The organism is Kitasatospora sp. NBC_01302, from assembly GCF_035976515.1.
Lineage (GTDB): Bacteria > Actinomycetota > Actinomycetes > Streptomycetales > Streptomycetaceae > Kitasatospora.
Window position 1 is genome coordinate 4,993,620 of the sequence record NZ_CP108404.1, and the last position, 14,284, is coordinate 5,007,903.

A 14,284-nucleotide genomic window follows, 5' to 3' on the forward strand; every position below is an offset into this window, starting at 1 on the left:
CGGAAATACCTAGTTGTATGTGGAGCCCCAGCCAGGAGGGACCGGTCGTGGACATCTGGTGGACTCTGCATCTCAAGCGCGAGCTGGCCAGCGTGCCGCTGGCCAGGCGCTTCCTGCTCGGCACCATGGAGAGCGCCGGGGTCGACCCGGGCATCGCCCACGACCTCGGCCTCGCGCTGACCGAGGCCTGCGCGAACGCGGTGGAGCACGCGGGCCCCGGCCACCCCAGGGCCGACGACGGCTTCCAGGTGACCGCCACGCTCGACGGCGACCTGCTGCGGATCGAGGTGATCGACTCCGGCCCGGGCCTGCCCGCCGCACCCCGGCTGGTCCCGGCCCGCCGCCCGCTGTCCGCCCCGCCGGAGCGCCCCCTGCCGGAGGCCGGGCACGCCCGCCCGCGCCGCCGCCGCGGCCGGGCCACCCTGCCGGGCCCCGCCGCCCTCGGCCCGGCCCGCCGCTCCCGTCCCACCCCCTACGACACCCACGTACTGCCGCCGGGCCGCCCGCACACCGCCCCGCCCCGGCTGCCCGACCTGGACGTGCTGCCGGACCTGCTGGGCGAGAGCGGCCGGGGCCTGTTCCTGATCCGCGCCCTGACCGACCACGTCCACCTGCGCAACCACCCCCAGCGCGGCGCGATCGTCAGCTTCGACAAGCTGCTCAACCGCCAGGCCCTGCGGGTGGCCTCCTGAAGCGCAGGGCCCGGCCGTCCGCCGGCCCGCTCGCCTGGCGCCCGCACCGGGCCGGGGGCACTGTGGAGATATGTTGCATCGGATGCACGCCGAGTACGGCGACCAGGGCCGATCCGGCCCGGTGAAGCAGTGGCACATGGTCCAGGACCAGCAGCTGGTCGGGCTGTGCGGACGTGAGCTGGCCGAGGGGGCGGCCACCTTGGAACCGACCGAGTGGGGGCGGACCAAGGAGCCCTGCTGCCGGTCCTGCGGGGTGGTCTGGTTCCAGTCGGTGCCCTTCCTGGCGGACGAGCACGACCGGTCGACCTACCTCCCGGACAGCCACGCCGCGGAGGGCTGAGCCGGCTCAGCGGTAGGCCGACTCGCCGGTGATCGCCTCGCCCAGCACCAGGGTGTGGATCTCGCTGGTCCCCTCGTAGGTCAGCACCGACTCCAGGTTGTTGGCGTGCCGCAGCACCGGGTAGTCCGTGGTGATCCCGTTGGCCCCCAGCACGGTCCGGGCGCTGCGCGCGATCGCCAGCGCGGAGCGCACGTTGTTGAGCTTGCCGAAGCTCACCTGGGCCGCCTTCGCGCGACCGGCCTCCTTCAGCCGCCCGATCCGCCAGGCGACCAGGTAGGCCTTCTCCAGCTCCACGGCCATCTCCACCAGCTTCTCCTGGGTGAGCTGGAAGCCGGCGATCGGACGGCCGAACTGGATGCGGCTCTTGGCGTACGACAGTGCGGCCTCGTAGCAGTCCCGGGCGGCGCCGACCGTGCCCCAGAGGATCCCGTAGCGGGCCTCGTTGAGGCAGGACAGCGGCCCGCGCAGCCCGACCACGCCGGGCAGCACCGCGTCGCCCGGCAGCAGCAGCTCCTCGAAGCTCAGCCCGCTGGTCACCGAGGCCCGCAGCGAGAGCTTGCCGGGCACGTCGGTGGCGGTGAACCCGGGGGTGTCGGTGGGCACCACGAAGCCGCGCACCCCCTCCTCGGTCTGCGCCCAGACGACGGCGACGTCCGCCACGCTGCCGTTGGTGATCCACATCTTGCTGCCGGAGAGCACCCAGTCCGCGCCCTTGCGCCGGGCCGTGGTGCGCATGCCGGCCGGGTCGGAGCCGAAGTCCGGTTCGGTCAGCGCGAAGCAGCCGATCGCCCGTCCCGCCGCCAGCTCCGGCAGCCAGCGCTGCTTCTGCTCCTCGGAGCCGAAGGCGTGGATCGCCCGCATCGCCAGCGAGCCCTGGACCGAGACGAAGCTGCGCAGCCCCGAGTCGGCGGCCTCCACCTCCATGCAGGCCACGCCGTACGCCACCGCCCCGGCCCCGGCGCAGCCGTAGCCCTCCAGGTGCATCCCGAGCAGGCCCAGCTCGCCCAGTGCGGGGGCCAGTTCGCGGGCCGGGAAGGTGCCGCGCTCGAACCACTCGGCGATGTGCGGGCGGATCCGGTCGTCGGTGAAGCGGCGGACGGTGTCGCGGATCAGCCGCTCCTCGTCGGTGAGCAGCTCGCCCACGGCGAGCAGGTCGAGCGGGTCGGCGGCGCCCGGACGGGCAGCGGTGGCGGACATGCGGCGCTCCTGGAGGGTTTCGCGGGTCGGTGGCGAGGTTGCGCGGTGCCGGACCATCCGTATCAGGCTTTACGCTGGCCGGAAAGCAGTCGCCGGGCGGTCCCTGGGAAGACGGTGGTGTGCAGTGACGGAATCCACGAACCACGCGCCGGGCCCGGCCCTGGACACCGCGGTCGACTCCACCGACGGCCGGGTCCAGAAGGGCAACGAGACGCGCCGCCTGGTGCTGGCCAGGGCGGTCTCGATCGCCTCGGTCGAGGGGCTCGGCGGGCTCTCGCTCGGGCGCCTGGCGAGCGAGCTGTCGCTGAGCAAGAGCGGGGTGTTCGCGCTCTTCGGCTCCAAGGAGGAGCTGCAGCTGGCCACCGTGCGCGCCGCCCAGCGGATCTACCGGGACACCGTGATCGAGCCGGTGCGCCGGCTGCCGTCCGGGGTGGGGCAGGTGTGGGAGCTGGCGCTGCGCTGGCTGGAGTACTCGCGCGGGCGGGTCTTCGCGGGCGGGTGCTTCTTCTACGCGGTGGGCGCCGAGTTCGACGCCCAGCCGGGGCGGGTGCGCGACGTGCTGGCCGAGGGCAGCCTGCGCTGGCACCGCATCGTGCTGGACCTGCTCGAATCGGCCCGTGCGGCGGGGGAGTTGCACGCGGACGCCGATCTGGAGCAGCTCGCCTTCGAGATGATCAGCTTCCTGGAGTACGCCAACGCGATGTCCCTGCTGCACGAGGACGAGGCGCCGTACGCGCGGGCCCGGCGCGCGGTGCTGCTGCTGCTCCGCTCCGAGTCGGTCGACGGCTCGCTGCTGCCGGCGGCCTGACCGCCCGCGCGGGGCACGGCAGGTCGGTCCGCACCCTAAAACTGACCGAACGATCGTGCTAATGTCCGCCGGGAGAGGTCACGCGTTCTTCCCACCGGCCACTAGCTGACGGAGGCACCACCAATGACGACCCTGACGACCCGGCCGGTACTCGCGCCGCTGCACGCCGAAGCGCTCGCCCTGATCGCGCCGCTGGTGGCCGGGATCCGGGTCGACCGGCTCGATCTGCCCACCCCGTGCGCAGGCTGGCCGCTGCGCCGGCTGCTGGCGCACCTGATCGGCCAGCAGTACGGCTTCGCGGCCGCGGCCCGGGGTGACGGCGCGGACCTGGCGGTCTGGGCGGACCGGCCGGTGGCGGCCGGCCCGGGCGCTGCGCTGTCGGTGCTGGCGGGCTTCGCCGACTCGGCGACCGAACTGGTCGGGGCCTTCGCGGCCGCCGAGGCGCGCGGCGCGCTGTTCGCGCTGCCCCAGGTCCTGCCCGGTCACGGCTTCCCGGCCGCCCAGGCGATCGGGTTCCACCTGCTCGACACCCTGGTGCACGGCTGGGACCTGGCGGCCACCCTCGGGGTGCCGTTCGACTGCCCGCCGGAGCTGGCCGAGCTGACCCTGCGGATCGCCGAGCAGGTCCCGTCCGACGCCGGGTCCCGCGGCCCCGGGCACGCCTTCGCGCCCGTGCGGCCGGGCGGGGCGGGTGCGCCCTTCGACGGCGCACTGCTGCTGCTCGGCCGCGATCCGCACTGGCGGCCGTAGCGATCTCCGGCGATCCCCGGGGCACGACGCGGGGCCGGCACCCGCCCCGGGTGCCGGCCCCGCGAACCCCGGGGGGTCAGCCGCTCTTGCGGCGGAAGGTGCGCTTGCCGCCGGCGGCGCTGTGCGCGCCGTGGACCTTGGACTCGTTGCCGGGGCCGCCGGCGGCCCCGTCCGTCTTCACACCGTGCTTGCGCTGCAGTGCGGCGAGGAACTTCGCCTTCACATCGTCCTGGTCGGCCGCGGCGGTGGGCTCGGGGTTCTCCTCGCTTGCCACGGATGCTGCGTCGCTGCTGCTCATACGGACCTCCTGGACGGGTTGGTGCATGGTCGTGCCGCCTGCCACTGTGTCACGCCCGGCGGCCGACGCGCCGTCAGTTCCGGCGTCCGTCGGGCGCGCGGTCGCGCCAGTTCGGGCCGCCGATGAAGAAGAGCAGCGCCATGGTCGGAAACACGAACGAAGCCACGGTCAGCACGATCGCCTGCCACCACATGCCAGTCTCCGCCTCTGTCGTACCGATATGCCCGATATGTGACGCTAGGTGAAAAGTGGGGCCCCTGCCACCGCACCTCGTTCGGGCGAACCCGTGCCGAGGACTGTCCGCCGGGTGCCCCGGCGCCGCACACTGGCGGCATGCAGGTACGACTGGCCGGTGAGCCGGGGCAACCGGGCCACCAGAACGAGGACTTCGCCGCGGGCACCCCCGAGGCCCTGGTGCTGCTCGACGGGTCGGGCTCGCCCGCGGGCATGGAGTCGGGCTGCCGGCACGGCACCGCCTGGTACGTCCGCCGGCTGGGCGTGCACCTGCTCGCCCGGCTGACCGACCGGCCGGACCGCAGCATCGCCGAGTGCCTGGCCGACGCCCTCGCGGAGACCGCCGCGCTGCACGGCGCCCGCTGCGACCTGGCGCATCCCGGCACCCCGGCCGCCTCCGTGGTCGCGGCCCGGCTGCACGGCGCCTCGCTGGAGTACCTGGTGCTCGGCGACGCGCTGCTGCTGCTGGAGCCGCGCGACGGGCCGGTGCGGGTGGTCGGCGACAACCAGCCGTACCCGGCCGGGCAGGAACTGCGCCGGGCGCTGCACGCGGCCGAGCCGGGCAGCGACGAGCGCGCCGCGCTGCGGCTGCGGTACGCGCTGGCGGTGCGCGCGGTGCGCAACACCGGGAACGGGCCGTGGATCGCCGCCGCCAGCCCGAAGGCCGCCGCCCGGGCCGAGACGGGCTTCGTCAAGCTGACCGCCCTGCGCTCGCTGGGCGCCGTCACGGGCGGGGCGGCCCGGTACGCCGTGCCGTTCGCGCTCGGCGACTGGCCCGCGGCGCTGCGGCTGCTGGCCGAGGCCGGTCCGGCCGCGCTGATCGCCCGGGTGCGCGAGGCCGAGGCACTGGACCCGCGCTGCGAGCGCTGGCCGCGCGACCCGGCCCGCGAGGACGCCACCGCGCTCTACGCGCTGATCTGACCGCTCTCGACCAGCCGCACCGCCGGGCCGGTCACCACGGGATCTTCCGCCGGTCGCGGAAGAAGCCGCCGGTCGGGCCGCCGCCGGGCAGGGTGGCGGCCCAGACCACGCCGGCCGCCCCCTCGGCGACCGGGCGGCCGCCGCCCCCGCCCATGTCGGTGTCGACCCAGCCCGGGCAGACCGCGTTCACCAGGATCCGGTCGTGGCGCAGGTCGCGCGCGAGCATCAGGGTCAGCCCGTTCAGCGCCAGCTTGGTGATCGAGTAGGCCGGGGTGCCCGCGCCCAGGTCGTCGATCGCACCGGCGCCACTGGAGACGTTGACGATCCGCGCCTGCCGGGAGGCGCGCAGCAGCGGGAGCAGCGCCTGGACCAACTGCCAGGGCCCGTACACGTTCGTCTCGGCGGCCTCGCGCACCTGGTGCAGGTCGGCGGTCGAGACCCGCTGCCAGGTGTCGTAGCCGATCGCCGCGTTGTTGACCAGCACGTCCAGCTGGCCGTACCGGTCGGCGAGGTGCTCGGCCAGCGCGGTGGCGTCCGTGACGCTGGTGACGTCCAGCCGGTGGGCCTCGACCCCGGCGCCCAGCTTGCGCGCGGCGGCCTCGCCCTTGGCGGCGTCCCGGGCGGTCAGCACCACCCGGTGGCCCAGCGCGGCCAGTTGCCGGCAGGTCTCCAGGCCGATGCCGCGATTTCCGCCGGTGACCACGGCCACGGGTGCGTCGCTCATGCTCCCAGAGTGGATCACCACCGGGCGGCTGTCCAGCGTCAATTGAGGCTACGTCAGTTTCATTGGGGCCCTGGTCGATCTGCGTCCTAGTGCCTGACGCGCCGCTAGCCGATCTGCGCCAGCCGGGGCAGCAGGTGCTCGGCGATCTCCTCGGCGAACTCCACCGGGTTGCGGCCCGCCTCCGGCACCACCTGCAGCTCGGTGACGCCCAGCTTCGCCAGTTGCTCCGCCTCGCCGAGGAAGGCGTCCAGCTCGCCCAGCACCGGACGGCGGCTGCACATCACGGTCTTCTCGATCGCCTCGTAGTCGCGGCCCGCGTCCGCGCAGTGCGCCCGCAGCACGTCCAGCTTGTGGGCGACCTCCGCGACGCCGGTGCCGAACAGGTTGCACGCGTCGCCGTACCGGGCGACCAGCCGCAGCGTCTTCTTCTCGCCGCTGCCGCCGATGACGATCGGCGGGCGCGGGCTGCGCAGCGGGCGCGGCACGCAGAGCGTCTCGGCCAGCTGGTAGTGCCGGCCCTGGTACGGGCCGTCGTCGTCGCTCCACATCTGCAGGCAGATCTGCAGCGTCTCCTCCAGCCGCTCGAAGCGCTCGCTCATCGGCACCACCGGCACCCCGAGGGCCCGCTGCTCCCGCTCGTACCAGGAGGCCCCGAGGCCCAGCTGCGCCCGGCCGCCGGAGAGCACGTCCAGGGTGGTGACGATCTTCGCCAGCAGGCCCGGGTAGCGGTACATCACGCCGGTGACCATCAGGTTGAGCTGCATCCGCTCGGTGACCGCGGCGACGTAGCCGAGGGTGGTGTAGCCCTCCAGCATCGGCTCGGTGGCCACCGAGTGCGGCGTCTCCATCTGGAAGTAGTGGTCCATCACGGTGAACCGGGCGACCCCCGCCTGCTCGGCGATCCGGGCGGTGCGCGCGAGGGTCGGGGCGATCAGCGCCGGGTCCTCGGGGGTGGTGTACTTCCAGTAGTGCAGGCCGAGCTTCATGTCGGTGCCCCCAACAGGGTCGGGTGAATGGTCAGCGGGCTCGACGTTATCGTGCCTGACGGAAGGTCAGATGCCATGACCCGCACAGTTCGTGGCGCACCATGTCGTCGGCGATCGGCCCGTTGGCCGGCGTCCGGAACCACCACCAGGCGCGGCCGGCCAGCTCCAGCTGCGCGACCTGCGCCATCCGCCGGCCGTCGTCGACCACGGTGAACGAGCGGTAGCGGTCGTCGGCCTGCTGGACGGCGAGCTGCTCCAGCCGTGCGCGCAGCTCCGGGGGGAGCTTGACGAGCGCCGTGGCCAGGTGGTCCCGCAGGAAGAGGGCACCGGCCAGGTCGTAGGCGTTCCACGCGTCGCGGTCGAAGGGCGGCAGCGCACGGTCGGCGTCGATCCGCGCGACCTGCTCGCCCCAGGCGGCGGCCAGCTCGACGGCATCCAGCTCGGCACCGACCCCGAACGGCACCCGGTGCGCGGCGAGCTGCGCCAACTCGTCCTCGGTGAACTGGGATCGTAGCTGCGCTTGGGCCATCGACGGGTCGCCTCCCGAGTTGAATCGGACGCTCAGCTAGGAGGACGAGCAGCGATTCCGTTTAGTTCGCGCCTTGAGCCCGACTTGAGCCTTGGTCGCGCGAACACCGCATCGGGCCAACGCCGTTCAGTCGGCGCTCGGCATCGGCCAGCCGAGCTGGACGAACATGCCGAGGCGGTCGCTGACGGCGCGGATCTGCGAGATCCTGCCGTCGGTGACGGTGAGCCACCAGATCTGCTCGACCTCGAAGGCGCGACCGGTGGGCTCGGGCATCCGGGGGTGGTAGCCGGTGTGGATGCCGGTGACGGTCATCCGGGCCACCACGGTGTCGCCCTCGGCGACCAGGGCGTCGGGGCGCATCCTGCCCTCGCCGAAGGCGTCGAGCTGCTGGCGGAAGCCGTCGAAGGCCGCGCCGGGCTCGTCCTCCTCGCCGAAGATGATCTTGTTGTGGTCGATCACGTCGAGCGCCATGTACTGCGCCAGATCGCCGAGCCGCCGCTCGTTGACCGCCTGGAAGAAGCCCTCCACGACCTGCTTGTTCGTCGGTGCCGCTGCCTGCATCGCGCCCACCCCAACTTACGTCGTAAGAATCCTGGTGGGCACCACGGTAGACTTACGCCGTAAGAAGTGCAAGGGCATGGCTGAAGGAGGAGTCACCATGGGGAAGCGGACACGTGGCGAGCGCGCGGGCCTGTCCCGGACGCTGGTACTGGACGCCGCGCTGGCCCTGGTGGACCGCGAGGGCGTCGGCGCGCTGACGATGCGTCGCCTCGGTGCCGAGCTGGACGTCGAGGCGATGACGCTCTACCACTACGTGCCCAGCAAGGACGCCCTGCTGGACGGCCTGGTGGAGCGGGTCTTCGCCCAGGCGCTGCCGTCGCCCGACGCGGCGGCGGGGAGCACCGACTGGCGCGCCCTGCTGCGGACGTACGCCCTCTCGCTGCGCGAGGCACTGCTGCGCCATCCGGGCGTGCTCCCGCTCGCGGCGAGCCGCCCGGCGGTGACCCCGGCGACGCTCGACGCGGTCGAGCGCGGCCTGACGGCCCTGACGGCGGCCGGGTTCCCGCTGGGGGCGGCGGTGCACGCGCTCAACACGCTCTCGCTCTTCGTCCTCGGCCACACCGCCGCCGAGGCCGCCCAGCCCGCCCGGGCCGGATCCCCCGACTCCGCCGGCACCCCTGCCTGGCTCGCCGCACTGGATCCGGCCCGCCATCCGCTGCTCACGGAGTCCGCGCGTACCGGCGCGGGCGTGGACGACGCCGAGCGGTTCGACTTCGCCGTCGACGCACTGGTCGACGGCTTCGGCGCCGTCCTCGGAGAGCTCAGCGCTTGAGCGTGAAGGTGAAGTCGCCGGGGGAGCAGCGGGGGTAGGCCTCGATCTGTGGCAGGCCGTCGGTCCCAGGCTCATCCGGGTAAGGACGGTACCCCCGAGCTCGGTGCCGCCGCGGGCGGCGGCTCGGTGCGGTCAGCTCGCGCCGGCCGGGATGGTGCCCAGGCGGCCGGCCTGGAAGTCCTCCATGGCCTGCTGCAGTTCGCGGTGGCTGTTCATCACGAACGGGCCGTAGTGGGCGACCGGTTCGCGGATCGGCTGGCCGCCGAGCAGCACCACCTCGAAGTTGGCGCTCCGGGAGTCCTGCTGCTCGTCCGCCCGGATGGTGAGGGAGTCGCCCTCGCCGAAGACGACGGCCTGGCCCAGGTGGAACGGGCGCCGCTCCTCGCCGGCCGAGCCGCTGCCCGCGAGGCCGTAGGCCAGGCCGTTGAAGTCGGGGCGCCAGGGCAGGGTGACCTCGGCGCCGGGGTTCACGGACACGTGGATCATCGTGATCGGGGTGTGGGTGGCACCGGGGCCCTGGTGGCCCGCGATGTCGCCGGCGATGAGCCGCACCAGCGCGCCGCCGTCGGGCGAGGCGAGCAGCTTCACGCTGCTGCCGCGGATATCCTGGTACTTGGGCGCGATCATCTTGTCCGCGGCGGGCAGGTTCACCCACAGCTGCAGCCCGTGGAACAGGCCGCCGGACATCACCAGCGACTCCGGCGGGGCCTCGATGTGCAGCAGGCCGGAGCCGGCCGTCATCCACTGGGTGTCGCCGTCGGTGATGACGCCGCCACCGCCGTGCGAGTCCTGGTGCACGAAGGTCCCGTCGATCAGGTACGTGACGGTCTCGAAGCCGCGGTGCGGGTGCCAGGGGGTCCCCTTCGGCTCGCCGGCCGCGTAGTCCACCTCGCCCATCTGGTCCATCATGATGAACGGGTCCAGGTACTTCTGGTTGATCTTGGCGAAGGCCCGGCGGACCGGGAAGCCCTCGCCCTCGAAGCCGCTGAGCGCGGTCGACACGGCCAGCACGGGCCGCGGCCGGGCGCCTTCGGCGGGGGATGCGATGCGCGGCAGAACAAGCGGGTTCTCGACGGTCACGGCTGGCATGTCGGCCTCCTTCTGAGGTGCTCGGGCCTACCTCTGCGAGGTTAGTTCAATGCTCAACAAGAAGCAAGTTGAACGTTCAACCATGATGGGACGGGTCGGCCGGGACGAGTCCCGGCGGGAGCCGGGCGCGGGGTGGGTCAGCCGTACATCCGCCGCATGGTGAAGTCGACCATCTGCTCCACGGCCTTGGCGTCGAACACCATCCGGTGCTCGCCCTCCATGTCCAGGGCGAAGCCGTAGCCGGTCGGCAGCAGGTCCAGCACCTCGGCGCCGGAGACGGTGAAGTGCTTGGAGTCCTTGCCCGCGTACCGGCGCAGCTCCTTGAGCGAGCTGAACATCGGGATCACCGGCGTCGGCGTGTTGTGCAGGGCCAGGAAGCCGGGGCGGTCGCCGCGCGGGCAGTGCACCTTCGAGGTGATGAAGATCGCCTGGAAGTCCTCCACCGGCATCGAGCCGGTGGTGAAGGCGCGCACGGCGTCCGCGAGCGAGGGCGGCGAGGGCTCGGGGTAGAGCGACTGACCGGCGGCCTGCGGCTGCTCGCCGTACCCTCCGGCTCCGCCGGCCTGCGCGCCGTAGCCCTGCTGCCCGTAGCCGCCGCCCATGCCCTGCTGCCCCGCCTGCTGGTAGGGGTCGCCGGGGTAGCCGCCGTTCGCGCTCTGCTCGTAGCCGTACACACGGACAGGCTAGCGAACCGGGCCCGCCCCGCGGGGCGGTCGGATCGGACAACGTGCGGTGGGATGGTCCTGTCGGGAACTGACGGCGCGTGGGTCCGGTGGGGGAGTACCGCCCTGGACGTGACTACGTTCACGCCGGATTAACGGTGAAAGGCTTGAAGAAGTTACTAACCGGTAGCATCATGATGTCTACTGGCGGGTAGGTGCGTTCAGGAAACCTTAGCGGCGCACCCGGAAGCGACGAACCGGAGAAACGGCCATGGGTCACTACAAGTCCAACCTGCGGGACGTGGAGTTCAACCTCTTCGAGGTGCTCGGCCGCGACCAGGTGTACGGCACCGGTCCGTTCGCCGACATGGACGTCGACACCGCGAAGAGCATCCTCAGCGAGATCTCGCGCCTGGCCGAGAACGACCTCGCCGCCTCCTTCGCGGACACCGACCGCAACCCGCCGGTCTTCGACCCGGAGACCAACACCGCGCCGATCCCGGCCGCCTTCAAGAAGAGCTACGACGCCTACATGGACGCCGAGTGGTGGCGGCTGGGCATCCCGACCGAGATCGGCGGCCAGGTCACCCCGTCCTCGCTGATCTGGGCCTACGCCGAGCAGATCCTGGGCTCGAACCCGGCGATCTGGATGTACTCCTCCGGCCCGGCCTTCGCCGGCGTCGTCTTCGACGAGGGCACCGAGGAGCAGCAGAAGATCGCCAAGCTCATGACCGAGCGGCTCTGGGGCGCCACCATGGTGCTGACCGAGCCGGACGCGGGCTCCGACGTGGGCGCCGGCCGCACCAAGGCGATCAAGCAGGAGGACGGCTCCTGGCACATCGAGGGTGTGAAGCGCTTCATCACCTCGGGCGAGCACGACATGTCCGAGAACATCATCCACCTGGTGCTGGCCCGCCCCGAGGGCGGCAAGCCGGGCACCAAGGGCCTGGGCCTCTACATCGTCCCCAAGTTCGACTTCGACTGGGAGACCGGCGAGCTGGGCGAGCGCAACGGCGCCTACGCCACCAACGTCGAGCACAAGATGGGCCTCAAGGCCTCCAACACCTGCGAGATGACCTTCGGCGCCAAGCACCCGGCCAAGGGCTGGCTGGTCGGCGAGAAGATCGACGGCATCCGCCAGATGTTCAAGATCATCGAGTTCGCCCGGATGATGGTCGGCACGAAGGCCATCGCCACCCTCTCCACCGGCTACCTGAACGCGCTGGAGTACGCCAAGGAGCGCGTGCAGGGCGCCGACATCGCCAACTTCCTGGACAAGACCGCCCCGCGCGTGACCATCACGCACCACCCGGACGTGCGCCGCTCGCTGCTGACCCAGAAGGCCTACGCCGAGGGCATGCGCGCCCTGGTCCTCTACACCGCCTCGGTCCAGGACGACATGCTCGCCGCCCGCCTGCGCGGCGAGCAGGACGAGGCCGCCGAGCGCCTCAACGACCTGCTGCTGCCGATCGTCAAGGGCTACGGCTCGGAGAAGTCCTACGAGCAGCTCGCCCAGTCCCTGCAGACCTTCGGTGGCTCCGGCTACCTGCAGGAGTACCCGATCGAGCAGTACATCCGGGACGCCAAGATCGACACCCTCTACGAGGGCACCACCGCGATCCAGGGCCTGGACTTCTTCTTCCGCAAGATCGTCAAGGACGGCGGCCAGGCGCTCACCTCGGTCTCCGAGCAGATCCAGAAGTTCCTCGGCGCCGGTGAGGGCGGCGACGCCCTGGCCGCCGAGCGCGAGCTGCTCGCCAAGGCCGCCGGCGACCTGGAGGCCATCGTCGGCAAGGTCCTCAGCGACCTGTCCGCGGTCGAGCAGGACGTGAAGAACATGCACAAGGTGGGCCTGAACACCACCCGCCTGCTGCTGGTCTGTGGCGATGTGGTGGTCGGCTGGCTGCTGCTGCGCCAGGCCGTCGTGGCCCAGGCCAAGATCGAGGCCGGCGCCACCGGCAAGGACCTCGCCTTCTACCAGGGCAAGGTGGCCGGCGCCCGGTTCTTCGCCCGCAACATCCTGCCGACCATCAGCGCCCAGCGCCTGATCGCCGAGGGCATCGACCTGGACGTCATGGAGCTGGCCGAGGACGCGTTCTGATCCCGTTGACCGCCTGACACACCCTCAGCACTGTGGGGCCCGCGCTTGCGTGCGGGCCCCACAGTGCTGTCCCGGTGCCGGACGCCCTCCCGGTGTCCGGGGATCGTTCGGCCCCGAGCGGCCCGGTTCCCAGGTACCGGACAGTAGGTGAACAGGGCGGTGATGATGGCGCATCAGCCACTCCGGACCAATACCAACTCTTGACCGTCCTGACGGTGTACGGGCATATGCTCGGGTGGGAGGGCGCCTTCGCACCGCCGGCTCTCCGCACTTCCCTCGACCCAGGAGCAGCATGTCCACCGCCGACCGACCGGTGTTCTTCGACCGGACCCACACCGACGACCTGATCGCCTTTCTGGCCGCCGCACCGTCCCCGTACCACGCGGTGGCCGGCGCGGCCGAGCGGCTGGAGAAGGCGGGTTTCCGGCAGGTGGCGGAGACCGACGGGTGGGAGGGCACCGCCGGCGGGCGGTACGTCATCCGGGGTGGCGCGCTGATCGCCTGGTACGTGCCCAAGAGCGCAGGCCCGGCCACACCGTTCCGGGTGGTCGGCACCCACACCGACTCGCCCAACCTGCGGGTCAAGCCGCTGCCCGACACCGGCGCGGCCGGCTGGCGGCAGGTCGCGGTGGAGATCTACGGCGGCGTGCCGCTGAACACCTGGCTGGACCGGGACCTGGGTCTGTCCGGCCGGCTGGTGCTGCGGGACGGCTCGACCCGGCTGGTGCAGCTGGACGAGCCGCTGCTGCGCGTCCCGCAGCTGGCGATCCACCTGGACCGGCAGGTCAACGACGGGCTGAAGCTGGACAAGCAGCGGCATCTGACCCCCGTCTGGGGGCTGGGCAAGGTGGACGAGGGCGGCCTGATCGCCTACGTCGCCGAGCGCGCCCAGCTGGACGCGAGCGCGGTGGTGGGCTGGGACTTGATGACCCACGACGTCCAGCCGCCGTCGTACCTGGGCCGGGACCGCGAGCTGCTGGCCGCCCCGCGGCTGGACAACCTGCTCTCGGTGCACGCGGCGACCGCCGCGCTGGCCGCCGCCGTCAGCGCGGAGGGCGCCGACCAGCTGCCGTACATCCCGGTGCTGGCCGCCTTCGACCACGAGGAGACGGGCAGCGAGTCGGACACCGGCGCGCAGGGCCCGCTGCTCGGCAACGTGCTGGAGCGCAGCATCAACGCCCGCGGCGGCACCCTGGAGGACCGGGCCAGGGCGCTGGCCGGCACCGTCTGCCTCTCCTCCGACATGGGGCACGCCGTGCACCCCAACTACAGCGAGCGGCACGAGCCCGGCCACCAGCCGGTCCCCAACGGCGGGCCGATCCTCAAGGTCAACGTCAACAACCGGTACGCGACCGACGGCGTGGGCCGGGCGGTCTTCGCCGCCGCCTGCGAGCGGGCCGGCGTGCCGTGGCAGACCTTCGTCTCCAACAACGCGATGCCGTGCGGCACCACGATCGGCCCGATCACCGCGGCCCGGCTCGGGATCACCACGGTGGACTGCGGGATCGCCGCGCTCTCCATGCACTCGGCGCGCGAGCTGTGCGGCGCCGAGGACCCGTACCTGCTGGCCTCGGCGCTGAAGGCGTTCCTCGAAGGCTGACGCCCGGCGCGGACGCGGTC

16 protein-coding genes are annotated in these 14,284 nt (G+C 72.4%); 8 read left to right on the top strand and 8 right to left on the bottom strand.

Annotated elements, in window-relative coordinates; all coding sequences use genetic code 11:
* Positions 1-47: 47 nt before the first annotated feature.
* Together OG294_RS21635 and OG294_RS21640 are read left to right on the top strand one after the other, a co-directional pair.
* Complete coding sequence (locus OG294_RS21635; protein ID WP_327068176.1) at positions 48-692, top strand: ATP-binding protein; 645 nt, start codon at positions 48-50, stop codon at positions 690-692.
* Positions 693-774: 82 nt separating this feature from the next.
* Entirely contained in the window at positions 775-1,032 is a 258-nt protein-coding gene (locus tag OG294_RS21640; protein WP_327068177.1) for a hypothetical protein, read from the top strand.
* Between the two features lie 6 nt (positions 1,033-1,038).
* Here the strand turns inward: OG294_RS21640 and OG294_RS21645 are convergent, their stop codons facing one another.
* Positions 1,039-2,229, bottom strand: coding sequence for an acyl-CoA dehydrogenase family protein (locus OG294_RS21645; protein ID WP_327068178.1), 1,191 nt, complete (start codon positions 2,227-2,229; stop codon positions 1,039-1,041).
* A gap of 124 nt (positions 2,230-2,353) precedes the next feature.
* Between OG294_RS21645 and OG294_RS21650 the strand changes: the two genes are divergently transcribed.
* Positions 2,354-3,037, top strand: coding sequence for a TetR family transcriptional regulator C-terminal domain-containing protein (locus tag OG294_RS21650; RefSeq protein ID WP_327068179.1), 684 nt, complete (start codon positions 2,354-2,356; stop codon positions 3,035-3,037).
* A 123-nt stretch (positions 3,038-3,160) separates the two neighbouring features.
* Positions 3,161-3,787, top strand: a complete 627-nt coding sequence (locus OG294_RS21655; protein WP_327068180.1) for a TIGR03086 family metal-binding protein — start codon at positions 3,161-3,163, stop codon at positions 3,785-3,787.
* Positions 3,788-3,863: 76 nt separating this feature from the next.
* Here OG294_RS21655 and OG294_RS21660 read toward each other — a convergent pair whose 3' ends face one another.
* Positions 3,864-4,085, bottom strand: a complete 222-nt coding sequence (locus OG294_RS21660) for a DUF5302 domain-containing protein (RefSeq protein WP_327068181.1) — start codon at positions 4,083-4,085, stop codon at positions 3,864-3,866.
* A 333-nt stretch (positions 4,086-4,418) separates the two neighbouring features.
* Between OG294_RS21660 and OG294_RS21665 the strand changes: the two genes are divergently transcribed.
* A complete protein-coding gene (locus OG294_RS21665) occupies positions 4,419-5,240 on the top strand; it encodes an integrase (RefSeq protein ID WP_327068182.1) in 822 nt (273 codons plus the stop codon).
* 31 nt (positions 5,241-5,271) lie between these two features.
* Here OG294_RS21665 and OG294_RS21670 read toward each other — a convergent pair whose 3' ends face one another.
* The 4 genes from OG294_RS21670 to OG294_RS21685 form a co-directional block, all read right to left on the bottom strand.
* Entirely contained in the window at positions 5,272-5,964 is a 693-nt protein-coding gene (locus tag OG294_RS21670) for an SDR family NAD(P)-dependent oxidoreductase (protein ID WP_327068183.1), read from the bottom strand.
* A gap of 104 nt (positions 5,965-6,068) precedes the next feature.
* Positions 6,069-6,950 carry an LLM class F420-dependent oxidoreductase gene (locus OG294_RS21675; protein WP_327068184.1) on the bottom strand — a complete coding sequence of 294 codons (882 nt, stop codon included), beginning with the start codon at positions 6,948-6,950 and terminating at the stop codon, positions 6,069-6,071.
* Between the two features lie 46 nt (positions 6,951-6,996).
* On the bottom strand, positions 6,997-7,479 hold the full coding sequence (locus OG294_RS21680; RefSeq protein ID WP_327068185.1) for a hypothetical protein: 483 nt from the start codon (positions 7,477-7,479) through the stop codon (positions 6,997-6,999).
* 126 nt (positions 7,480-7,605) lie between these two features.
* Entirely contained in the window at positions 7,606-8,040 is a 435-nt protein-coding gene (locus tag OG294_RS21685; RefSeq protein ID WP_327068186.1) for an ester cyclase, read from the bottom strand.
* Between the two features lie 97 nt (positions 8,041-8,137).
* On the opposite strand from OG294_RS21685, the gene OG294_RS21690 reads away from it, so the two are divergent.
* Positions 8,138-8,812 carry a TetR/AcrR family transcriptional regulator C-terminal domain-containing protein gene (locus OG294_RS21690; RefSeq protein WP_327068187.1) on the top strand — a complete coding sequence of 225 codons (675 nt, stop codon included), beginning with the start codon at positions 8,138-8,140 and terminating at the stop codon, positions 8,810-8,812.
* A gap of 132 nt (positions 8,813-8,944) precedes the next feature.
* Here the strand turns inward: OG294_RS21690 and OG294_RS21695 are convergent, their stop codons facing one another.
* Together OG294_RS21695 and OG294_RS21700 are read right to left on the bottom strand one after the other, a co-directional pair.
* A complete protein-coding gene (locus tag OG294_RS21695; protein WP_327068188.1) occupies positions 8,945-9,901 on the bottom strand; it encodes a pirin family protein in 957 nt (318 codons plus the stop codon).
* A gap of 137 nt (positions 9,902-10,038) precedes the next feature.
* Positions 10,039-10,575 (bottom strand): SseB family protein, encoded by a 537-nt coding sequence (locus OG294_RS21700; protein WP_442789190.1) that lies wholly within the window; start codon positions 10,573-10,575, stop codon positions 10,039-10,041.
* 259 nt (positions 10,576-10,834) lie between these two features.
* On the opposite strand from OG294_RS21700, the gene OG294_RS21705 reads away from it, so the two are divergent.
* Together OG294_RS21705 and OG294_RS21710 are read left to right on the top strand one after the other, a co-directional pair.
* Entirely contained in the window at positions 10,835-12,664 is a 1,830-nt protein-coding gene (locus tag OG294_RS21705) for an acyl-CoA dehydrogenase (protein WP_327068189.1), read from the top strand.
* 292 nt (positions 12,665-12,956) lie between these two features.
* Positions 12,957-14,264, top strand: coding sequence for a M18 family aminopeptidase (locus OG294_RS21710; protein ID WP_327068190.1), 1,308 nt, complete (start codon positions 12,957-12,959; stop codon positions 14,262-14,264).
* Positions 14,265-14,284: the final 20 nt, after the last annotated feature.